The organism is Streptomyces sp. 2-1 (assembly GCF_048564895.1).
Taxonomy (GTDB): Bacteria; Actinomycetota; Actinomycetes; order Streptomycetales; family Streptomycetaceae; genus Streptomyces; species Streptomyces phaeochromogenes.
Genome location: NZ_CP183383.1, coordinates 1503438 through 1525734, shown reverse-complemented (window position 1 = coordinate 1525734; position 22297 = coordinate 1503438). Strand labels below are relative to the sequence as shown.

The window sequence follows — 22297 nt, the reverse complement described above, 5'->3', positions numbered from 1 at the left end:
GTTAGGTGCTTCACTCCCCATCTGGCAGGCACCGTACCGGTGTGGCCGTCCCCTTGCCCGGCGTTCTGTGATTACCGCACGAAACGGAACAACTACGCCCGGTTCAGGTCGACTTCGCGTAGACGATGAGGTTGTTCACCGGATGGCCCTCGGCGTCGAAGTCTCCGTCGCAGGTGACCAGTCGCAGAGCGCGGTCCTTCGTCGGGCCGTAGACCTTCTCGGTGGGGAACGAGTTCTTGCTGACGCTCTCGGTGTCCGTGACCGTGAAGTGCGCCGATTCGCCGCGGTTGTTGGTGACGGTGATGTCCGCGCCCTTGTTGATCTTCTTGAGGTCGTGGAAGACGGCCTTGCCGAAGCGGGTGTCGTTGTGGCCGATGATCACGGCGGGACCGACCTCACCGGGCACGGAGCCGCCGATGTACCAGCCGGCGGTCATGCCCTTCTCGGCCGGGGGGACCTCCACGGTCCCGTCCGGGTTGCGACCGAGCTCCATCAGGGAACTGGTGATCCCGACCGAGGGGATGGCGACTTCGGTAGGGACGGCCGACTCTGTGGCCTCCGGAGCGCCCTGCGAGGCGGTACCGGCGGCAGCGGGGGTGTTCGGAGAGGCCGGGGCAGGCTTGTCGGCGGCCGACGAACAGCCGGTGAGCACGGCGAGGACCACGGGTACGACGAGGGCGAGCCGGGCAGGGGCCGGCAGGGCGCCGAAGCGCCGTACCGGACGGGGTGCAGGTGACACGACGGACTCCAGAGCAGAACCGGGAGCAGAACCGAAAGCAGAGGCAGAGGGCCTGAACGATTACGGGACCGGGCCCATACGCGGTGGCGCCGCCCGGAGACGGGCGGCGCCACTGTTGTGCCCGGTGGGGCTGTGCCGGGCGTCAGCCGTTGTGGCGTCCCGCGGCGCGGCGGCGCAGGACGATGGTGCCGGCGCCCGCGAGCAGCAGAGCGCCGGTGGCCGAACCGACGAGGGTGCCGGTGCCGGTGTCTCCGGCCGGGGCCTCGCCCGCGGCGACGCCGCCCCTCGGAAGGTCCTTGGCGGCCGCGGCCTTCCTGGCTTCGAGCTCCTTCGCCTTCTTGGCGTCCTCGGCCTTCTTCTCGGCCGCGGTCTTGTCTTCTCCCGTGGCCGCGGTCGGCGTGGGCGTCGGGTCGTCGGCGACCGCTGCGCCGACCGGGACGAGCATCGCGCCGGTCGCGACGGCGGTCAGAACGGCGAAACGCAGGGTGAGTTGGCGGGACATGTATCGCTCCAGTTCCAGCCCGGCCTTGGTGGTACCTGGTTGGCGAGCCGCACCAGGTTCCGGGCATGGCCCCACACTCGCGCCCACTTGTGAAGAAGCTGTCAGAAGCTCATGGTCATCGCATCAGGGCTGTCCAGGGGTCTCCCCGGCCCCGTGAATCCCGCGGTTCCGCACAGTCCCTTCCGGTCCGTTCTCAGGTCCGGTGGAGGCTGTCTCGCCCCGCCCGATCGGCAGCCACAGGGTGAAGACCGAGCCCTGACCCTCCGTACTCACCACGCTCGCCGTGCCGCCGTGGGCCTCGGCGAGCTTGAGGACGATCGCCAGGCCGAGGCCGCTGCCGCCGGTGCTGCGGTTGCGGGACTTCTCCGCCCGCCAGAAGCGGTCGAACACATGAGGGACGTCGTCCGCGGGGATGCCGCTGCCGGTGTCGGAGACCTCCACGGCCACCTGCTCCCCGGATTCGGTGACGTACGAGCGCAGCGTCACCCTGCCACCGGACGGTGTGTGGCGTACGGCGTTGGAGACCAGGTTGCTCATGGCCTGCCGCAGCCGTACGGGGTCGGCGTCGAGCAGCGGTGGTCGGGGCGCGTCGGGCGGCACCGCGGAGACCGCCAGGGTGACACCCGCCGTCTCGGCCAGCCCCTGGTGTGCCGCGGTGACCTGGCCGAGCAGGTCGTCCACGCGCACCGGCTCCAGATGCAGGCGCAGCGCGCCCACGTCGGCCGCCCCCAGGTCCTGGAGATCGTTGACGATGTGCTGAAGCTGCACCGCCTCCTCGTGCAGGGAGGAGACGAACGCCGGGTCCGGTTCGGCCAGTCCGTCCTGTGCCGCCTCCAGCCAGCCACGGATATTGCTCAGCGGGGTACGCAGCTCATGGGCGACGTCGCTGACCATCACCTTGCGCTGCTCCTCCAGCCGGGCCCGGTGCGCGGCCATGTCGTTGAAGGCCGCCGCCAGCCGTCCGATCTCGTTGTCCGAGCCGACCGGTACGGGCGCCGAGTCCATGCCGTCCCGCATCCGCTGGGCGGCACCGGTGAGCGCGTGCAACGGGCGTACGAGCCGGGCTCCGGCGATCACCGAGGCGCCGACGGTGAGGGCGAGGACCAGGGCCGTGACCCCGGCGATGCGGGCCGTGTTGGCCGGGGAGAGATCGAAACCGGGCACGCCGGCGGCGGCGTCGGTGCTGTCGATGAACAGCAGTGCGGGCGCGGCGACATACGACGTGAGCTGTTCGCGGCGGGCGCTGCCGACGCAGGCGGCTATGGCCCGGTCGTGCTTGCTGCTGTGAGCCGCGGGCATGCGCCCGTCGTCGGTCGCTCGCTCCTTGGTGGCCCTCGCCAGCGCCGCCTTCTCCTCGACCGCCTTCTGCTCCGCGGCCCGCTGCTGGGCATCCGCCTCCCGCTTGCTGAGGCCGGTCGTGGGAAGCGCGACCGGCAGGCCGGTGTCCGTGCCTCCCGACCCGAATCCGCGGTCCCAGGACAGGTCCAGGTTCAGTTTCACACCCGTGCGGCCCTGCCGCTTCAGACAGGCGTCGGCCAGTTGGTTGAGCGCGCGCAGGGCCTTCCGCTCGGTCGGCGTGGGACCGGACGCGTAGGACGCCAGGCACTTCGTTTCCATGGAGCGGTCGGTCTCACTGCTCACGAACTGGACGCGGGACCGCCCGCTCGGACTCTCGACGATGTCCGCGGCGATGCCCGCCGCACCGAGGCACTCCGCGCTGTCGGCGCTGGCCTTCCGCAGGAGCGTACGTTCCTTCGCCGGCAGCAGGAACGGCCCTACCGCACGTGGATCGACACGGTCCGCGCCCGCGGAGGCGGTGTCGGGCACCAGCACGGTGTCGACGGACAGCGGGTCGACGACAGCCGAAGCCTGCGGTGGCAGCGGGGCGGGGGACGAGGTGCCGTTCGAGTCGTCGGAGGAGTCGAAGAGGGGGCGCTTGTCCTGGGTGGTCAGCACGATCCGGCGCTGGGACTTCCCGGCCAGTTTGCGCACGGTGCCGTCGACGCCCTCCCAGCCCGGGTGGGTCGCCGCGTACCCGAGGAGGGTGTTGTAGATCTCGGCATCCGCGCTGAGGTTCTGGCCCTGCTCCTGGCGGATCGCGCCGGAGGTCGTCTGCACGGCGAGCCAGGCGGTGGCGGCGACCGAGCACGAGGCCACCAGCGCCGACACGGTCAGCAGCCGCCCGAGCAGGCTCTTGCGGAGCGGCAGCCGCGCCCGCTCGTCACGACGACGCACGGCGCACGCTCTTCGCGTTGGTACCCGTATCGGTCCTCTTGGTCCTCGCGGGATCCGTCAGCTTGTAGCCGACACCGAAAACGGTGAGCAACCGGTCCGGCCGCCGGGGTGCGCGCTCGATCTTCTTGCGCAGGTTCATGACGTGTACGTCGACGGTGCGGCCGCTGATGTACTTGTCGAAGCCGTGCAGTTCCTCCAGGAGCCGCTGCCGGGTGAAGACCCGGTCGGGCTCCGCCGCCATCGCGGCCAGGATGCGGAACTCGCCGGGGGTGCACACGACGGGCGTCCCCCCGACCGATACCTCGTGCCGGTCCGGATCGACTCTGAGCGCGCCCACCGACATCGCCCCGTCCTTGGCGGCACCGGGCGCGGGGTCGGCGGCGGCAGGGGCGGGCCCCTCGGAGGTCCGGTTGCGGCGCAGGAGCGTACGCACCCGGGCCACCAGCTCACGCGGACTGAACGGCTTGGTCACGTAGTCGTCGGCACCGAGGTCGAGGCCGAGCAGCAGATCGTCCTCGGTGCTGCGGGCCGTCAGCATCATCACCAGCACCTCGCGGCCCTCGGCGCGCAGGATCCGTACCACGTCGAGGCCGTCGGCCCGGGGCATCATCACATCGAGGACGAGCAGGTCGGGCTCCCGGTGCCGAACCTGCTCAAGAGCCGTACGGCCGTCCTCCACCACCGTGACCGTGTGTCCCTCGTGCTCCAGATAACGGCGCACCAGTTCGGCCTGCTTCGTGTCGTCTTCAGCGACCATGATGTTTGCGCACACGCCGGAGAGCGTAACGAGCGTGGAGCCGGGGACAGTGGTAAGTGACCTTTTCGGGCGGGCAGTTCAGGCCACGGTCGTGAAGCCGGACGCTCCGTCGCGGTCGCGGCGAGGTCCCGCCGGCCGACGGTCGGCAGCTGCCCCCGGGCGGCTTCCCGTACGTCCACACGCTCGCGCGGGAGGGACGGCGCGGCCCGGACGCGTACGCCGCCGACGAGATGCCCGCCTAGACCAATCACGTCGTCCCGGTCGCCGAGAAGATCGGTCCGGCGGGGGAGCGAGCCGCGGGTCCTCACGTCCGTGACCTGACCACTGCGGTCCTGCCGACAGAGGACCGGGCCACGCCTGCCGGACGGGCACGGGCCTCGTACGAACCCACAGGACTCGGCGGCGGATGCCGTTGCAGCCCCTGGAGAAGCCACTGGCGTCTGGTTGGCGTGCACATGTGCAGGAACCGCGGGATGCTGAGGGGGAGCGCTGCCCATGACCTGACGAGCAGTGGTGGTGAGCGCCATGGCTGGGCTGGAGGAGAACGGTCCGGAACCGACCACGTCGTGCGCCGATCCCCAAGGAGACCCGTTCCTGCACACGCGGTTCGCGATACCGGCGCGTCCCGCGACCTTCCTGCGACGGGAGCGGCTGGTCAGGCATCTCGACCAGGCTCTGCGGACGCCGTTGACCATGGTCAGCGGTGCCGCGGGCGCGGGCAAGACCCTGCTGGCCGCCGACTGGGCCGCACGCGAGGACCGGTCCGTCGCCTGGCTCACCAATGACGCCGCCGCCCAGGGCTGCGGCATGTTCTGGGCGTACTTCCTCCAGGCACTGAGCGCCTCCGGTGTACCCCTGCCCGCCGAGGTCGGTTCGCCGGCCGACGCGAGCCGAGTCGACCAGACGCTGCTGACGCGCCTCGCCGCGAGCCTGAGTGACCGGGACCGGCCCGTGATCGTGGTGCTCGACGAGTACGACCGTGTGACGGCGCCGGAGATCGCGGAGCAGCTGGAATTCGTCCTGCACCACGCGGGACGGGGCATGCGCCTGATCCTCGTCACCCGCACCGAGCCTCTGCTGCCGCTGCACCGCTACCGGGCGGTCGGCGACATGACCGAGATCAGGGCCGCGGAGCTGGCCTTCACCCCCGAGGAGGCCGCCGCGCTGCTGGAGTTGCACGGGCTGCGCGTGCCGGTGTCCGCCGCGCGGTCCCTCGTGGAGCGCACCCGGGGATGGGCCGCCGGGCTGCGGCTGTGTGCCCTGGCCGCTCAGGAGAGCCCGGATCCGGAGACGTATCTGAAGGAGTTCGAGGTCGACCGCACCACGGTGGCCGACTTCCTGCTGGCGGAGGTGCTCAAGCGGCAGAGCCCCGAGGCGCAGGACCTCCTGCTGCGGGTCAGCGTCCTCGATCGCTTCGGTCCCGAGCTGGCGAACGCGCTGACCGGGCGAGCCGATGCCGAGTCCGTCCTGGCCGGGCTGCACCGCGAGAACGCGTTCGTCGAGTATCTCGGGCACGACCGGTACCGGCTCCACCCGCTGTTCGGGGAGATCCTCCACGCCCATCTGCGGATGCGCTCTCCCGGTCTGGAGCCCGAACTCCACCGACGGGCCGCGGCATGGCTGCGGGACTCCGGACCCCTCGCGGAGACGCTCGGCCACGGTGCCGCGGCGGGCGACTGGGAGTTCACCGCCGGTGCCCTCGTCGACGGCCTCGCCATCGGCCAGCTCTTCACCGGTCTCCGCTCGGACCATCTGGCCGAACTGTTCTCTGGGATGGGCCCCGAGGCCACGAGCCCCGCCACGGATCTCGTCCGGGCGGCCCGTGAGCTGGCGCGGAGCGACCTCGACCATGGCCTGCCCCACCTGCGGCACGCCGAGCAGAGCCTGGCGGAGGAGGACCGGACACCGGCCGGGGACGGCCCTCCCGGACTCGCGGCGGCCCGGCTGAGCCATGCCCTGCTGGAAGCCCTGGCCGGCCGGCTGACCGGTTCCCCCGCAAGGGCCGAGACGGCGGCGGAGACCGCCGAGGCACTCCAGCACGAGGTGCCCGCCCAGCTCCTGGACGCCCATCCCGAACTCGCCGCCCTCCTGTCGACCCACCTCGGCTCGACGCGGCTGTGGGCCGGGAACTTCGAGGACGCATGTGACGCCCTGAGCACGGCGGTCGCCTGCTCCGGGGGAGCCTCGACGGCGCTTCCGCGCGAGGAGTCCCTCGGTCATCTGGCCCTGATCGACTATCTGAACGGCTGGCCCGGCAGGGCGGAGCGCAAGGCCCTGGCGGCGGTCACCGAGACCGAGCGGTTCGGTCTGAGGGAGGAGTCCGGCTCGGGCATCGAGCTCCTCGTCCTGGCCGCCGTGGCCGTCGACCGCAACGAACTCGACCGGGCCCAGGCACTCCTCGACGAGGCGGCCGACTCCCATCGTGCGATGCGGGACCCGGTGATGCGGGCGGGGCGAGCCCTTGCCACGGCCAGGCTGCTCCTGGCCCGCGGAGAGACGCACGCCGCGCTCGAAGCGGCGGAACCGGGCGTCGCCGCCGACGTGGTCTCACCCTGGTCGGAGGCGCACAAGGCGCTGGTTACCTCAGCCGTCCATCTGGCGGAAGGCCGGCCGGAGACCGCAGCCGAACTGCTGGAAGAGGTGTCCGGCGACCAGCCGGCGTGTGTCGTGGGGGCCGCACGGGCACAGCTCGCCGCCGGCCGGCCCGCCGAGGCGCTCGACCTGCTCGACCGCGTGCGCCCCGAGGGCGGTGCCGGTCCCGATCGCCGTACGGGTCCCGCGGTGACCGTCCGCGCCTCACTGGTGCGGGCCCAGGCCGCGGACCGGGCGGGGGACTCCGCCACCGCGCGCAGACTCGTCGCCCACGCCCTCCACGAGGCACGGCGCGAACGGCTTCGGCGCCCCTTCCTCGAAGCCGGACCGTGGATCAGGCCCCTGCTGGGTACGGTGCCGCTGCGCGGGCTGGCCGAGGGCTGGCTCACCCCCGGACCGCCACCGTGCGACGCGCAGCGGGCCCGCCCTGGGGACCAGCCGCTGCCACCGGTCGTGGAGGAGCTGAGCGGACGCGAGCACGACGTACTGGAACGGCTCGCCCAGATGATGTCGACGGAGGAGATCGCCGCCGATCTGTATGTGTCGGTGAACACGGTCAAGACCCACCTCAAGAGCGTCTACCGGAAGCTGTCGGTGAACCGGCGCCACGACGCGGTGCACCGCGCGCGGGAGCTGCGGCTGCTGTGAGCGGGTGGCTGTGCCTTCGCGGCCTGCCCCACTGGGGACTCCTGCCCGACCGGGGATCCCTGCTCAACCGGGGATCCCGGCCTGGTCGGGGGCTGTCGCGGGGTGTCCGGCTCGCCCGTGCGGGGTGAGGCGCGGGGCCGGTTCTTCGGGTGCGATGGGGGTGGCGGCCGGGCATCGATCGGCCGGCCGCCACCCGGTGGACTCCGCCGGGTCCCGGGGCGACTCGGCGAGGTGGGCACCTTGAGGCACTGGCGGGCGCTGATGGTCCTGGGCACGGCCCAGTTCCTGATGGTCCTGGACACCTCCGTCATGAACGTGTCCATCAGTCAGCTGGTGGAGGACTTCGACACCGAGGTCACCGCGATCCAGGCCGTCATCACGCTGTACGCGCTGGTCATGGCCGCTTTCATGATCATTGGCGGCCGGCTCGGAGACATCTTCGGACGCCGTCGCCTGTTCCTGTTCGGGCTCGTCGTCTACGCCACGGGATCGGCCCTGACCGCCGTGGCCCCGACCCTGTGGGTCCTCGCGCTGGGCTGGTCGGTCATCGAGGGACTCGGTGCCGCGCTGGTGCTGCCCGCCATGGCGGCCCTCGTGGCCGAGGCCTACCGGGGCCGGGACAGGGCCGTCGCATACGGCGTCATCGGCGGACTCGCCGGAGCCGGCATCGCGGTCGGCCCGCTGCTGGGCGGCTGGGTGACGACGTACCTCACCTGGCGGCTGGTGTTCGCCGGTGAGGTCGTGGTCGTCCTGATCGTGCTCTGCTTCCACCGGGCGATCACGGAAGAGCCCAGGACCGGTCCGAGCCCCCGCCTGGACGGGGTCGGCGCCGCACTCTCGGCGACCGGGCTCGCGCTCGGCGTCCTCGGTGTGCTGCAGAGCGGCTCCTGGGGATGGGTACAGCCCCGCAACCCGCCCTTCACGATCTTCGGCTTCGCGCCGACGCTGTTCGTCGTCGCCGCAGGGATCGCTGTACTGGCCCTTTTCCATCACTGGGAGAAACGGCGGGAGGCGAGCGGCGCCGAGCCCCTGGTGCATCTGCCCCTGCTGCGCAAGCCCGCGCTGCGATCCGGCCTGATGACACTGGTGAGCCAGAACCTGATCCTGCTGGGGCTGTTCTTCACCATCCCGCTGTATCTGCAGGTGGTGCAGGGCTTCGACGCCTTCCAGACAGGTCTGCGGCTGCTCCCGGTGTCCATCACCATGCTCGCCGCCTCCATGGTCGCCTCCCGGCTGGGGCGGGCGGCCGGACCGCGCCGGGTGGTCCGGCTGGCCCTGCTGACCCTCACCGGCGCCATCGTGTGGCTGCTGGCCACCATCGATCCCGTGATCGACGACGCGCAGTTCGCCGGAGCCATGGCCCTGCTCGGAGTGGGCATGGGCCTGCTCGCCTCGCAGCTGGGCAATGTCGTCCAGTCCAGCGTGGGCGAGGAGGAACGCAGCGAGGCCGGAGGGCTGCAGTTCACCGCCCAGAACCTGGGCTCCGCGCTCGGCACGGCCCTCATCGGATCGCTGCTCATCGGCGCCCTGGCCCATGCCTTCACCACCCAGGTGGAGAAGAACCCGCAGCTGTCCGAGGAGGCCCGGCAGCAGACCGGAGTCGCCCTCGAAGCAGGCATCACCTTCGTGCCCACCGACCAGGTGCGCTCGGCCGCCGAACGCGCCGGACTGCCGCCGTCCGAGGTCGACGCCCTCGGTGACTCGTACGCGTCGGCGCAGCTCAACGGACTGAAGGCGGCGATCCTCGCCACCGGCGGAATCACCCTCGCCAGCTTCCTGGTCACGTCGCATCTGCCGACCCGAGGGGCCGGCCGTCCGAAGCAACCCGACACCGGCGCGCCCACCGGGGCGATCGGCTCGACCGGCCCGGCCGACTGACCGATCGGCTCCGGCCGGCCGACTCCGAGGGAGGTCGCGATGTCCGAGGCCGAGCACACCGCGGCCCGATCGCGCAGCGCCGAGCGCCGGGAGCGTGCCGACTACACCGGTGGCGTCTACGGATCCATGCTCGCCTCCTCCGTGATCGTCGGGGCCGGGTCCCTGGGCGAGTTCCCACGTCTGGAACTGATGCTGCTGCTCCTGCTCACCGGCGTGGCGTTCTGGATCGCGCATGTGCACGCCCAGCTGTTCGGGGCGCGCCTGGCGGAGCTGAGACTGGACCGCGCGATCGTGCTGCGGGTGTGCCGTGACGAGTGGCCGATCGTCAAGGCCGCCGTCCCTCCTGCCGTCGCCCTCGCCGTCAGCCCCCTCCTGGGCCTCGACCTGTCGGGCTCCCTGTGGCTGGCCCTCGCGGTCGCCGTGGCGGGCCAGGTGGGCTGGTCGGCCGCCGCGGCACGACGGGCCGGGGCCTCCTGGCGCCTGGTGGCCACCACGGCCACGGTGAACCTGCTGCTCGGGCTGCTGATCATCGCGTTCAAGATCTATCTGACGCATTGACGGCGTTGGCGCGGGAAGCCCCGCCTCGGGGAGCGGGGAGCATCGACGCAGGTGAAGCGCGTGCCGACCGCCGTATCACCTCTACGGGGTGAGGCCGGGCGGTCCGCCGAGGCGGAGGATCGCAGCGTAAGGCCGCAGCCCGCCTGTCCCAGGCCACCCGCGGGAGGGCAGCTCATGCGCTACGAGATCCGCGTCGACGGACACATGTCGGAGACGCTGACGAGTGCCTTCCCGGAGCTGGATCACGTGCTGATGTCCGGACACACGGTCCTGTACGGCTCGGTTATCGACGAGGCGCACCTGTACGGCCTGCTGGCCCGCTGCCGGTCGCTGGGGCTACGAGTCCTGGAGATGCGCCAGCTGCCGGAGTGACGTCTCCGCCGGAAGCCCGCACTCCTTGAGCCCTCTTGAGCGCTCCTTGAGTCCTGCTCCGGCGGTGGCTCGTCCTACTCCGGCGGTGGCTCCCGGCCCTGCCGTCGCAGGCCCGCCCGGACCGCGCCCGCGAGCACCTTCGCCGCGATGCCCACGAGGATCAGTCCGCCGAGCATCTGGAGCATCGTCACCACGCGTCCTGTCTGGGACAGGGCCGTGATGTCGCCGAACCCGACGGTGGTGAACGTGGTCAGGGTGAAGTACAGCGCGTCGGTTCTGTTCAGCGGTTCGCTGAAGGAGCCCGGGGAGGAATGGTCCAACAGGTAGTAGGCGGACGAGAACAGCACCAGATACAGAGCCAGCGTGACGGCCAGTGCCTCGACGGCCTTCAGACGGGGCGAGGTCGAGCGCGTGATGGCCCGTACCTCCCACAGGAAGACCACGACGACCGCCAGCAGGCCGCACGTGAGCAGCGTCGCGGTGCGGGCCGTGCCTCGATCGTCCAGGGGCAGCAGGTAGTACGCGGTGACGAGACCCGCCGCGATACCCACGGCCCGGACGACGGACACGACTGTCTCCCGCCGCCCCGGACCCGTTCGTCTCCGGTCCGCCGCCTGCTCGGACCGGGTCGACTCGGTCGGGGCGGCCTCGGGATCGTTCCGGGCAGCCGCTCGATCATCCATCTCGTGTCTCTTCGTCCGCGCGCCGCACGTCGGCGCGTGTCCTCCGGCCCCCACCTCATCGCTCCGGCGGCCCCCACGGATCACCCGCCGAGGGTGACCCGGTGACCGGCGACGGGCGGGACGCTGGCCGTGCGATCCCCGTGTGCCGCCCCGTCGGCGGCCCGGGAGCGAGCCTCTCGATCGCGCGAGGAGGAGCCATGACCGTGTCGCGTGATCCCGCACCGGGCACCGGACCGGCACACACACCCGACGGGCCGGACCACACGCCCTACGGGGCGGCCCCCGTCCCCGCCGCCGACCCCGCGGCGGTGCTGGAGAAACTCGGGCGCTCCTGGACGTGGGTCCTGGGCTCCGCGATCGCCACGCTCGTGCCGGGCATCCTGATCCTGGTCTGGCCGGAGGGGACCCTGCACGTCGTGGCGGTCCTCATCGGCCTGTATCTGCTCGTGACCGGGGCGTTCCGGTTCGTGGGGACCTTCGCCCGGGAGGACCACGGCGAACGGCTGCCCGGACTGCTCCTCGCCGTGCTGTACGTCCTCGGAGGGGTGCTGTGCCTCAGGAACCCGCTGCAGACCATCGCCGCGCTCTCGCTGATCGTCGGGATCGTCTGGGTGGTGTCCGGCATCCTCACCCTCTACACGGCCCTCGCCGCCCGGGACCTGCCCCACCGGGGCTTCGTCCTCGGTATCGCGGTGATCGGCATCGTCGCGGGGATCGTGGTGCTGGCCCTGCCCTCCGAGTCCGCCAGGGCGCTGACCCGGCTGCTCGGACTGTGGCTCGTCCTGCTCGGCGTGGCCGAGGTGGCCCTCGCCCTCGCCTGGCGCGCCGCACTCCGCAGGGCCGGTATCGCGGGGTCGCACGACCCCGCCCGGACCGCCTGAGGCCCGCCCGGCCCGGCTCCCTTCACCCGCCTCGGGTGAGGCCGCCGGGCCGTGGTCATGCGCAGGCTGGAGACGACAGACCAACGGCCGGCGGGCGAAGGCCCGGGACGGAGGAAAGAGATGAGCGGGTCGACGTACCTCGCGTACGACTATCCCCTGCTGAGCGTCTTCTGGTCCATGCTGGTGTTCTTCCTGTGGATCATGTGGTTCGTTCTGCTCTTCCGGGTCGTCGTCGACATCTTCCGTGACGACAAGATGAGCGGTTGGACCAAGGCCGGCTGGCTGGTGTTCACCATCGTCCTGCCCTTCCTGGGCGTCTTCGTCTACGTGATCGCCCGTGGCAAGAACATGGGCCGCCGGGAGGCCGCGCAGGCACGCGCACAGCAGGAGGCCTTCGCGAGCTACGTCCGCGAGACCGCCAAGGGCGGCGACGGCAGGCCCAGCAGTGCAGACGAACTCGCCAAGCTGTCCGAGATCCGCGGCCGTGGCGACATCACGGACGAGGAGTTCCGCCGGGCGAAGGAGCTGGTCCTGAGCGGCCACGGCCCGTCGGAACGCGCGGGCGGCACCGCCTCCGGCAGCTGACGGCACTCGCACTGGTCGAGGGCACCGCACGAGACTGAATCGAGGCAGCAAGATGACCGCCACACACAGCGCATCATCCGCAGCGCACCACCCGCAGACGGCCGGGCGGCCATGGGCCCACGGCCTGACCGCCTTCGCAGCGGTCATGCTCATGATCGCAGGCGTACTGGACATCTTCCGGGGGATCATGGGGATCGCCGAGGACGAGGTCTTCGTCACGACACGCGACTACGTCTTCGCGTACGACCTCACCGGCTGGGGCTGGATCCACCTCATCCTGGGCGCCGTCGCCGTGGTGGTCAGTCTCGGACTGTTCCAGGCGTCGTTGTGGGCGCGGGTCGCCGGTATCACCATCGCCGGCTTCATCATCATCGCCAACTTCCTGTCCCTGCCGTACTACCCGGTGTGGTCGATCGTGATGATCGCCTTCTCGGCGTTCATCATCTGGGCCCTGTGCGTGGTCCGGCAGGACGACTCCGGCGAGTACGACCACTCCTGAGCACGACCGCTCCCGAGTGTTCGACGCGAGCGTTCAAAGCATCATGAGCAGGCTCATATAGGCTGCACGCTCTGTCCGTTGCAGCCCGTACCACCTTCCCCAGGAGAGTCGCTCAGTGACCGTGGAGACCGCTCAGCCCGCACCGGCCGTCCAGTCCGCCGACGAGACACCCGGAGAAGGAACGCCCGCGGACGAGTCCTTCTGGGAGGAGCCCGGAGCGCCCGACGACGGTGCTCCGGCCAGCTCCACGCACGGCATCGTGGCGCAGGCCACCGCGAGCGATGGCGTGGCGCAGGCCACCGCGACCGACGTGGTGGCAGAGAGCGCCGCGACCGACGTGGTGGCTCAGGACGCCCGGGACTTCGGAGCGTACGTCAGGGCCGGCGGCTGGGCGTTCGCTCTGAAGGTCGCCCGCAGTGTGCGGCCCGGCGGGGAGGCCGCGGGGGAGACGGCGAAGATCTCCGCGAAGGAGTTCGCCGAGCTGGCCGGCTGCTCGCCGGAGCGGGTCATGCGCTACTACAAGGCGTGGGACAAGGCGGCCGACGACGGGCTCGTCCCGTACTTCGAGGCGCTGGCCCCGGGCCAGGACGTGGAGCTGCCGGACTCCGACGTGTGGCACTCGTACTACATCTCCCGTTCCAGCGCCTCCTCCGACCGCGGCACCGCGATCGCCGCGGCGGCCGAGGCCGAGGGCATCCGCCCGACCAAGGCGCTGGAGGTCGCCGAGAACCCCACCGCGCTGCGCGCAGCGATCCTCGCCGACCCCTCCACCGCCAAGGCGGCCCGCGCCGCGCTCCTGGACCGGCTCAAGGAGGACCCGTCCCTGCAGACCGAGTTGGCGCGTGACATCGCCCGTACCGACGATCTGAAGAAGGCGGTCGCCACCGAGACGCAGGCCGCGAGCCGGATCGGTTACGTCCGCCAGATCGTCGAGAACGGCCAGGTCAAGACCCCTGCCGGGCAGACGATCGACGCTCCCGCCGAACTCCGCGCCGAGGCCGAGCGCCACCTGTCCCTCATCGACGAGCTCGACGAGGACGAGGACACCGGCGAGTGGGCCACCGACGCCTACGACACGGTGAAGGACCTCGTCGCCCAGACCGTCCAGGCCAACCCGGAACTCCGCCTCCAGGAGCGCCGGACGAAGTTCTACAGCAGCCTGCAGAAGGCGACGAAGGTCTTCGAGGAGCTGACCTTCGACGACGTGGACGACCTCGACACCATCTACGAGGACGACATGCTCCAGCGCCTGGAGGAACTCCAGCAGGCCGTCAGCATGTGCATCACGGCCCTGCGAAAGGCGGCGCCGACGGACTGACCGAGCGTCTCGCGATTGACCTGCGGCCTCGGTGGCCGCCCCGACACAGGGGCGGTCACCGAGGCCGCAGTCGTGTGGCTGGCCGACCCGCCACGGTTCACCGACTCGGTCGAACGAGCCGTTCCTCCGGGATCACGGCCACGCCGAGGATCTCGATCATCGCCTCGGGCTGCCACAGGGCGGTGCAGCCGATCCCCGCCATCGCCGGGTACACGGGCCCGGCGAGCTCGCGCCAGACCCTGCCGATCTCCCTGCCGTGGGCCTGGTAGTCGGGGATGTCGGTGAGGTAGATCGTCACGCTGACCAGGTCCTCCGGCAGGCCGCCTGCCTCCCGGAGTGTCGTCAGGACGTTGCCGAACGCCTGGCGGAACTGCTCGACGATCCCCCCAGGAACGATCTTCATATCGGCGTCGAGGGCTGTCTGCCCGCCGAGATGCAGGGTGTTCCCCGCCAGGGTTCCGTGGGAGTAGCCACTGGGCGTCGGCAGGGCAGCCGGGTTCACGGGGATGTGCTTCATGCGGCCTCCGGTTCGAGGTCGGTCGCGGTCCGATCCGACGATCCGTACAGTGGCATGTATTGACAGTAAATGACGGTCGTGAAAAAAACGAGATAGCGCGAACGGGACCGAAGCCGTTTGAACCGAAGCCGTTTGAACCGAAGTCGTCCGAGCCGTCATGACTGAAACGGAGCCCTCTCCATGGAGCCCGACCTCAGCAAGTACCGCCTTGAGGGCGACAACTCGATGTACCGGCTGCCCAGCGGGCTCGTCGCGCCCGTGGTGACCCGCGCCGGCTCCGAGAGCGGGAACACCGCCGACTCCGGTGGGGCCGTTCGTGTCTCGGGCGTCAGTGCCCAGCACACCCCGGCACAGCGGCTCTGGTTCGGCAAGGTCAGCAACGAGCCCGGCTACCGCTCGGTCACCCACCACCACGGCGAGGCGGAGACGGGCGGCTACGTCCTGTCTGGGCGGGCCCGCATCTACTTCGGCGAGAAGTTCGAGGACTACGTCGACATGGGGGAGGGCGACTGGGTCTTCGTGCCGCCGTTCATGCCACACATCGAGTGCAACCTCTCCCGCAACAAGCCGCTGACGTGGATGACCACCCGGACGCCGGAGAACATCGTGGTCAACCTCCCCGACATCGCGGACGCCGACCTGCGGGATTGGCTGGACCGATGACGAACGGGACCCCGCCCACCTCGGAGATCTTCACCGCGGCCGTCGCGCTGACACCGGCCGAGCCCGAGCACTTCGACCTCGCCTTCACCGCCGTCACCCAGCCCTGCCCGTGGCCCAAGGCGTACGGCGGAGACCTGGTCGCCCAGGCCGCCGCCGCGGCCATGCGGTCGGTGACCGACGGCAAGACCCTGCACTCCATGCACAGTTACTTCCTGCGCCCGGCCGACATCGGGGCGGGCGTGCGCTACGAGGTGGAGGTGCTGCGCGATGGCCGCGGCTACAGCACCCGGCAGGTGCGTGGCTACCAGAACGGCAAGACCCTCTACGTCTGCCTGGCCAACTTCGCCGCGGGGGAGCCCGGCCAGACCTTCGAGGCCGAACTCCCGGAACTCGCCGAGGACTTGCCCGACCCCGAGGAACTGCCCGGCTCGGCGGCGTATCTCGCCGAGCTCAGCGGCGGTTCCATGACCGAGGAGTCGAAGGCCTACTGGTCCGGCGGCCGGGGCTTCGACATGCGGCACGTGCCCGGCCCGGTCTACCTCACCGTCGAGGGCAAGCAGGTCCCCCAACAGGCCGTGTGGCTCAAGCCGTTCGACCCGCTCAGGTCCGTAGAGGGGCTCACCGACGCCCAACGGGACCTGGCCGCGCTGGCGTACGTCTGCGACTACACGATCCTCGAACCCGTTCTGCGCGTACTCGACCTGCCCTGGGCCAAACCCGGGCTCGTCACCGCCAGCCTCGACCACGCCATGTGGTTCCACCGCCCCGAACCCGTCGGCGACTGGCTCCTGTACCTCCAGGAAGCCGGCGCCGCCGACGCGGGGCGCGGTCTCGGCTCGGGTCGCTTCTTCACCCGCGACCACCGTCACCTGGCCACCGTCGTCCAGGAGGGCATGATCCGCCCCACCTGACCCGCCGCCTCCACCGGTGGGCTCCCGGAAGGACGCCCGCGTTGACTCCTCCGTCGCCTCTCCCGATATCCGCGATCTCCGCGCACCTGGACACCTTCACGCGCGATCACCTGCCTCCCGCGCACCTGTTGCCGACGATCGAGTTCAGCACTCCGGAGCTGCGGTACCCGGAGCGGCTCAACGCCGCCGCCGAGCTCATCGACATCCCCGTATCGACGTTCGGGGCCGACCGTCCGGCGCTGCGCACACCGGCCGGGGAGACCTGGTCCTACGGCGAGTTGCGGACCCGGGCCAACCAGGTCGCCCAGGTGCTGACCGAGGACCTGGGGCTGGTCCCCGGGCAGCGGGTCCTGCTGCGGTCGCCCAACAACCCCTGGGCGGTGGCGAGTTGGCTCGGCGTGCTCAAGGCCGGGGGAGTGGTCGTCACCGTCATGGCCGCGCTGCGCGCCCGCGAGATCGCCCCGATCGTCGAGCGCACGCGCCCCTCCGTCGCGCTGGTGGACCGGCGGTTCGCCGAGGACGTGCACGCCGTCCGGGAGGCGCAGGACGCGCACACCGAGCAGGACGCCGCGTCGCCGGCGCTGACGGCGGTCGTGGAGTTCGGCGGCGACGGATCGGACGACCTCGTCGCGCGGGCCGGTACCAAGTCCGGCGAGTTCACCGCCGTGGACACCGCCGCCGACGACGTGGCGCTCCTCGCGCCGACGTCCGGCAGCACCGGTGTCCCGAAGATCACCATGCACTTCCACCGCGACATCCTGTCCATCGACAACACCTTCGGCCGCCATGTGCTGCGCCTGCTCCCCGACGACCTGGTCGCCTGCAGCGCCCCCTTCGCCTTCACCTTCGGCCTCGGCATGCTGGTCGTCTTCCCGCTGCGGGCGGGCGCCTGCGCGCTGCTGACCGAGGCCGCCACACCGCTCCAACTCGCCCAGTACGTGGCTGAGTTGGGCGTCACCGTGCTCGCGACGGCCCCCACGGCGTACCAGGCGATCCTGCGGGAGGGGCAGGAGCAGCGGCTCGCCGGGCTGCGGGTCGGGGTGTCGGCCGGTGAGCACATACCCAAGGCGGTGTGGGAGCGGCTGAGGGACCGGCTCGGGCTGCGGATCGTCGACGGGATCGGCGCCACCGAGCTGCTGCACATCTTCCTCTCCGCCGCCGGTGACGACATCAGGCCCGGCGCCACCGGGAAGCCGGTGCCGGGCTACCGCGCCACGATCCTCGGCCCGGACGGCTCGGAGCTCGGACCCGGCGAGCCGGGACGGCTCGGTGTCATCGGCCCGGTCGGCTGCCGCTACCTCGACGACGAACGCCAGAAGGACTACGTCGTGGACGGCTGGAACGTCACCGGTGACGTCTTCCACCGGGACGAGGACGGCTACTTCCACTACCACGCCCGCGGCGACAGCATGATCGTCTCCTCGGGCTACAACATCGGCGGGCCCGAGGTCGAGGCCGCCGTGGACACCCACCCCGATGTGCTGGAGTCGGCCGTAGTCGGGAAGCCCGATGCCCAACGCGGCTTCGTCGTCTGCGCGTTCGTCGTGCTCCGCGAGGGCGTGCCGGGCGACGCCGCCAAGGCCAGGGAGATCCAGGACCACGTCAAAGAGGTCATCGCTCCCTACAAGTACCCGCGTGACGTGCGGTTCTGCGACGCGCTGCCCCGCAACGCCAGCGGCAAGCTGCAGCGGTTCGCGCTCCGCAGGATCGTCGAGGACGAGCAGGCCACCAAGGCCGCCGTCGAGCAGTGAGAGGAACTCCCGTGAAGATCGCGATCGTTGGCGGTGGCCCCGGCGGCCTCTACTTCGCTGCTCTCATGAAACAGCTCGACCCGGCCCACGAGATCACCGTCTGGGAACGCAACGCCCCCGACGACACGTTCGGCTTCGGCGTCGTCTTCTCCGACGAGACGCTCGGCGGCATCGAGAACGCCGACCCGGAGTTCGCCGACGCCATGGCACGGCGGTTCGCCCGCTGGACCGACATCGACATCCACTACCGGGGCAGGAGCCACACCGTCGGCGGCCAGGGCTTCGCCGCGATGAGCCGCAAGGACCTGCTCCGGCTGCTGCAGGAACGTTGCCGCAAGCTCGGTGTCTCCGTGCACTACTCGACGCTCGCCCCTCCGGTGGACGACCTGAGCGCCTCGTACGACCTGGTGGTGGGGGCCGACGGCCTCAACTCCCAGGTCCGGGCGGCCCGCGCGGACGTCTTCCGCCCCTCGCTCGACCGGCGGCACAACAGATACATGTGGCTCGGCACCGACCGGGTCTTCGAGGCCTTCCAGTTCTTCGTCAGGCAGACGGAGTGGGGGACCATGCAGGTCCACGGCTACCCATACTCCGAGACCGGCTCCACCTTCATCGTCGAGATGCACGAGGACGTCTGGCGGCGGGCCGGCTTCGACGACACCGAGGAGACCGAGTTCCCGCCGGGCGCCTCCGACGAACGGGCCGTGGAGCGCGTGCGCGGACTCTTCGCCGAGGAACTCGCCGGCCACCAGGTGTTCGCCAACAACTCGAAGTGGCTCAACTTCACCACCGTACGCAACGAGCGCTGGCATGACGGCAACCTCGTCCTCGTCGGCGACGCCGCGCACACCGCGCACTTCTCCATCGGGTCGGGCACCAAGCTGGCCATGGAGGACTCGCTCGCCCTCGCTGCCTGTCTGCACGAACACCCGGACATCGAGGGCGCGTTGACGGCCTACGAGGCGGAACGGCGACCCGTCGTCGAGTCCACGCAGCGGGCCGCGCAGGCCTCGCTGGAGTGGTTCGAGAACATCGGCATGTACGTCCACCAGGAGCCGACCCAGTTCTGCTTCAACCTGCTCACGCGCTCGCGCCGCATCACCTACGACAACCTCCGCACCCGCGACCAGGAGTTCGCCGACCGCGTCGACACCGCCTTCGCCAAGTCGCAGGGCCTCGACGAGGTCGCGCCGGCGATGTTCCAGCCGTTCCGGCTCGGGGAGCTGGAGCTGAAGAACCGGGTGATCGTCTCCCCGATGGACATGTACTCCGCCGTCGACGGCGTGCCAGGCGACTTCCATCTCGTCCACCTCGGCTCCAAGGCCATGGGCGGGGCCGGACTGGTGATGACGGAGATGGTCTGCGTCTCGCCCGACGCCCGTATCACCCCCGGCTGCACGGGGCTGTGGACCGAGGAACAGCGTGACTCCTGGGCGCGGATCGTGTCCTTCGTCCACGACCGCAGCACCGCCCGCATCGGCCTCCAGCTCGGCCACTCCGGCCGCAAGGGCTCCACGCGGCTGATGTGGGAGGGAATGGACGACCCGCTGCCGGACGGCAACTGGGAGACCGTCGGCCCCTCGCCACTGCCGTACGGACCCGGGTCGGCCGTTCCGCGCGAGGTCACCCGCGCCGACATGGGCCGGATCACCGCCGACTTCGTCGCAGCCGCCCGCCGGGGCGCGGAGGCGGGCTTCGACCTGCTCGAACTGCACTGCGCGCACGGCTACTTGCTGTCCTCCTTCCTCTCGCCGGTCGCCAACCACCGCACCGACGAGTACGGCGGCTCGCTGCAGAACCGGCTCCGGTTCCCCCTGGAGGTCTTCGACGCGGTGCGGGCCGTTTGGCCGGCCGAGCGGCCGATGATCGTGCGCATCTCCGCGACCGACTGGGTTCCGGACGGCAACACCGAGCACGACGCCGTCGGTATCGCCCGCGCCTTCGTCGCCCATGGCGCGGACGCCATCGACGTCTCCTCGGGACAGGTCACCAGGGACGAGGACCCCGCGTACGGCCGCTCGTACCAGACCCCGTTCGCGGACCGGATCCGCCACGAGGTCACCGCCGCGACCGGCACCGCCGTCATCGCGGTCGGCGCGATCGCCTCCTACGACGACGTGAACTCGATCCTCCTCGCGGGCCGCGCCGACCTGTGCGCCCTCGGCCGCACCCACCTCTACGACCCGCACTGGACGCTGCACGCGGCGGCCGAGCAGGAGTACCGGGGTGCCGCGAGCGAATGGCCGGTCCAGTACCGGGCCGGCAGCCGCAAGCCACCCACCTCGCGCACCGACGCCGTACGCCCCCGCCTCTCGCTGCTGCGCTCCGACGACTCCGACCAGACCGTCCATCTGCGCTGGACCCCGCCCCGCGAGCCGGCGACGGTCACCTGAGCCGACGGAGGGCCCCCTCCGACAACCCGTGCAGTGAGCCGTGCGGCGCAGCCAGTGAGCGCGCCGCACGGCTCTCGTGCGTCCGGTCCGCGCGCCCGGGTTTCGGCCGAGGCGTTGCTCCGGACAGCGGAACGCCTCCCTCCTGCCGCACTGCGCCCCCGAAGATCACGCGTTAATTTGGCCATGTTTTCACCGGATCACACCTTTCGTCCTGCCTGCCTCGGCGGAGACGGAAGAGGCCCCGCGCCCACGCGGGGACGAAGGGTGGGCGATGGCCAAGACCTTGAACGACACGCTCGTCGCGGCAGAGCGCCACGGATCGACGCGGGCCGCCCGCGTCGGTCCACACACCGGAGGCAGGGCCTGGCCGGCAGCGGTCGCCGCCGCCTTCACGCTGGCCCAACTGGCGCTCGTACGCCCGGGGATGGGCCTCGGCTGGGACGAGTCGGTGTACGTCAGCCAGGTCAGCAGCGACACCCCGGCGGCGTTCTTCAGCGCCCCGCGCGCCCGCGGTGTCTCGTTGCTGGTCGCGCCGATCGCCTCATGGTCCTCGTCCACGGAACTGCTGCGGGTCTATTTGGCTCTGTTGTCCGGGCTCGGCCTCTTCCTGGCGCTGCGTGCCTGGCGCGGACTCTTCCCCGCCCGGGTGCTCGGCGCCGGCGGTGCCCTGTTCGCCACGCTGTGGGTGACCGTGTTCTACGGCCCGCAGGCCATGCCCAACTACTGGGTCGCGATCGGCGCCCTGGCAGGTGTCGGTTACTTCCTGCGGGCCCAGGCCGACCCCGACGACCGGGCGGCCCTGTGGGGTGTCGGCGCGAGCGCGGCACTGATGGCGTGGATGCGGCCCACCGACGCCGTCTGGGTCACGTTGCCGTTGTTCGCCGTGCTGGTGTGCCTCCCTCGCCGGCGACGGCCGCGCCTGTTGGCGGCACTCGTCGTGGGGCTGGCGACCGGGGCGGCGCAGTGGGTCGTCGAGGCGTACGTCGGTTTCGGCGGCCTGAGCGAGCGGCTCGCCGACGCCTCCGGGATCCAGGGCGGCCTCGGCTGGAACATCGCCGTCCTGGACCAACTGCGCACCCTGGGCGGACGCAGCCTGTGCCGCCCGTGCGACGGGTCGATTCCGGCCACCCAGATGATCGTCTGGTGGTTCGTCCTGCCGCTGCTCGCCGCCGTCGGGCTGGCGGTCGCGGTCAGGGCGCGGCGCACCGCGGGCACCCTCCTGCCCCTGGCCTGCGCCACGACGGCGGGCATCCCGTACCTGTTCATGATCGGATACGCCGCGCCGCGCTTCCTGCTCCCCTACTACGCGCTGCTGGTCATCCCGGTCGCCGACGCGCTCATCCACCTCGTCACCGCGTCGATCCGCAAACGGCGACCGGTGGCAGCGGCCCTGGTGGCGCTCGGTCTCGCCGGACATCTGGCGGTCCAGTACACGGTGCTGACCCGCACGGTGGACCGCACCACCGCCTCGCACCGCGACTGGGCCCGCACGGCGGCCGAGCTGCACCGACTCGGCGTACGGCCGCCCTGTCTGCTGACCGGGCACCTCGCCATCCCGATCGCCTTCTACACGGGCTGCCGCTCCGTCCAGACCCAGGGGCACAACGCCAACACCACCGCGGCGGACATCGTCGGGGCCGCCGAGCGGCTGCCGGTCGCCGCCCTCACGACACCGAAGGGGCAGGCGCCCGAATTCGCCCGGACCTGGGAACGGCACCGCGTCACCGGCCTGCTCCTCCACGTCGCGCCCGCCGCGCGCTGAGCCCGCCACAGACGGGCTCCGGCCGGACTGTGACGTACTTGTGCGGCCTCCTG

The 22297-nt window shown here is 71.1% G+C and carries 19 protein-coding genes; 13 read left to right on the top strand and 6 right to left on the bottom strand.

Annotation, left to right across the window (positions count from 1 at the left end; genetic code table 11):
* Positions 1–103: 103 nt before the first annotated feature.
* From ACN20J_RS06900 to ACN20J_RS06885, 4 genes are all read right to left on the bottom strand, one after another.
* Positions 104–739, bottom strand: coding sequence for a class F sortase (locus ACN20J_RS06900; protein WP_419665513.1), 636 nt, complete (start codon positions 737–739; stop codon positions 104–106).
* A gap of 142 nt (positions 740–881) precedes the next feature.
* A complete protein-coding gene (locus tag ACN20J_RS06895) occupies positions 882–1241 on the bottom strand; it encodes a hypothetical protein (protein ID WP_246575087.1) in 360 nt (119 codons plus the stop codon).
* Positions 1242–1364: 123 nt separating this feature from the next.
* Positions 1365–3476: a sensor histidine kinase gene (locus ACN20J_RS06890; protein ID WP_419665512.1), complete on the bottom strand. Its 2112-nt coding sequence runs from the start codon at positions 3474–3476 to the stop codon at positions 1365–1367.
* Positions 3463–4233, bottom strand: a complete 771-nt coding sequence (locus tag ACN20J_RS06885; protein ID WP_361908836.1) for a response regulator transcription factor — start codon at positions 4231–4233, stop codon at positions 3463–3465. The genes ACN20J_RS06890 and ACN20J_RS06885 overlap by 14 nt, the downstream gene beginning before the upstream one ends.
* 525 nt (positions 4234–4758) lie before the next feature.
* Here ACN20J_RS06885 and ACN20J_RS06880 point away from each other — a divergent pair.
* The 4 genes from ACN20J_RS06880 to ACN20J_RS06865 all read left to right on the top strand — a co-directional run bounded on the left by ACN20J_RS06880 (position 4759) and on the right by ACN20J_RS06865 (position 10281).
* Complete coding sequence (locus ACN20J_RS06880; protein WP_419665511.1) at positions 4759–7473, top strand: LuxR C-terminal-related transcriptional regulator; 2715 nt, start codon at positions 4759–4761, stop codon at positions 7471–7473.
* Positions 7474–7713: 240 nt separating this feature from the next.
* Positions 7714–9351 (top strand): MFS transporter, encoded by a 1638-nt coding sequence (locus ACN20J_RS06875; RefSeq protein WP_189838716.1) that lies wholly within the window; start codon positions 7714–7716, stop codon positions 9349–9351.
* A 39-nt stretch (positions 9352–9390) separates the two neighbouring features.
* Positions 9391–9909, top strand: a complete 519-nt coding sequence (locus ACN20J_RS06870; RefSeq protein WP_189838717.1) for a hypothetical protein — start codon at positions 9391–9393, stop codon at positions 9907–9909.
* Positions 9910–10083: 174 nt separating this feature from the next.
* Positions 10084–10281: a hypothetical protein gene (locus ACN20J_RS06865; protein WP_419665510.1), complete on the top strand. Its 198-nt coding sequence runs from the start codon at positions 10084–10086 to the stop codon at positions 10279–10281.
* A 74-nt stretch (positions 10282–10355) separates the two neighbouring features.
* On the opposite strand, the gene ACN20J_RS06860 is transcribed toward ACN20J_RS06865, so the two are convergent.
* Positions 10356–10850: a potassium channel family protein gene (locus ACN20J_RS06860; protein ID WP_308405906.1), complete on the bottom strand. Its 495-nt coding sequence runs from the start codon at positions 10848–10850 to the stop codon at positions 10356–10358.
* Between the two features lie 311 nt (positions 10851–11161).
* Here ACN20J_RS06860 and ACN20J_RS06855 point away from each other — a divergent pair, with 311 nt between their 5' ends.
* From ACN20J_RS06855 to ACN20J_RS06840, 4 genes are all read left to right on the top strand, one after another.
* The gene (locus tag ACN20J_RS06855) at positions 11162–11845 is read left to right on the top strand and encodes an HdeD family acid-resistance protein (protein WP_419665509.1); all 684 of its coding nucleotides are present in this window, start codon (positions 11162–11164) and stop codon (positions 11843–11845) included.
* Between the two features lie 120 nt (positions 11846–11965).
* A complete protein-coding gene (locus tag ACN20J_RS06850) occupies positions 11966–12430 on the top strand; it encodes an SHOCT domain-containing protein (protein WP_419665508.1) in 465 nt (154 codons plus the stop codon).
* Between the two features lie 52 nt (positions 12431–12482).
* Positions 12483–12929, top strand: coding sequence for a DUF7144 family membrane protein (locus tag ACN20J_RS06845; protein WP_189838722.1), 447 nt, complete (start codon positions 12483–12485; stop codon positions 12927–12929).
* A 286-nt stretch (positions 12930–13215) separates the two neighbouring features.
* The gene (locus ACN20J_RS06840) at positions 13216–14247 is read left to right on the top strand and encodes a hypothetical protein (RefSeq protein ID WP_419668845.1); all 1032 of its coding nucleotides are present in this window, start codon (positions 13216–13218) and stop codon (positions 14245–14247) included.
* 97 nt (positions 14248–14344) lie between these two features.
* Here ACN20J_RS06840 and ACN20J_RS06835 read toward each other — a convergent pair whose 3' ends face one another.
* Positions 14345–14764 carry a RidA family protein gene (locus tag ACN20J_RS06835; RefSeq protein WP_190228612.1) on the bottom strand — a complete coding sequence of 140 codons (420 nt, stop codon included), beginning with the start codon at positions 14762–14764 and terminating at the stop codon, positions 14345–14347.
* A gap of 180 nt (positions 14765–14944) precedes the next feature.
* Here ACN20J_RS06835 and ACN20J_RS06830 point away from each other — a divergent pair, with 180 nt between their 5' ends.
* From ACN20J_RS06830 to ACN20J_RS06810, 5 genes are all read left to right on the top strand, one after another.
* Positions 14945–15427: a cupin domain-containing protein gene (locus tag ACN20J_RS06830; RefSeq protein ID WP_190228611.1), complete on the top strand. Its 483-nt coding sequence runs from the start codon at positions 14945–14947 to the stop codon at positions 15425–15427.
* Positions 15424–16338, top strand: coding sequence for an acyl-CoA thioesterase (locus ACN20J_RS06825; RefSeq protein WP_419665507.1), 915 nt, complete (start codon positions 15424–15426; stop codon positions 16336–16338). The genes ACN20J_RS06830 and ACN20J_RS06825 overlap by 4 nt, the downstream gene beginning before the upstream one ends.
* Positions 16339–16379: 41 nt before the next feature.
* Entirely contained in the window at positions 16380–18089 is a 1710-nt protein-coding gene (locus tag ACN20J_RS06820; RefSeq protein WP_419665506.1) for an AMP-binding protein, read from the top strand.
* 11 nt (positions 18090–18100) lie between these two features.
* Positions 18101–20482 carry a bifunctional salicylyl-CoA 5-hydroxylase/oxidoreductase gene (locus ACN20J_RS06815; protein ID WP_419665505.1) on the top strand — a complete coding sequence of 794 codons (2382 nt, stop codon included), beginning with the start codon at positions 18101–18103 and terminating at the stop codon, positions 20480–20482.
* Between the two features lie 271 nt (positions 20483–20753).
* Positions 20754–22244: a hypothetical protein gene (locus tag ACN20J_RS06810; RefSeq protein ID WP_419665504.1), complete on the top strand. Its 1491-nt coding sequence runs from the start codon at positions 20754–20756 to the stop codon at positions 22242–22244.
* The last annotated feature ends 53 nt before the right edge of the window (positions 22245–22297 follow it).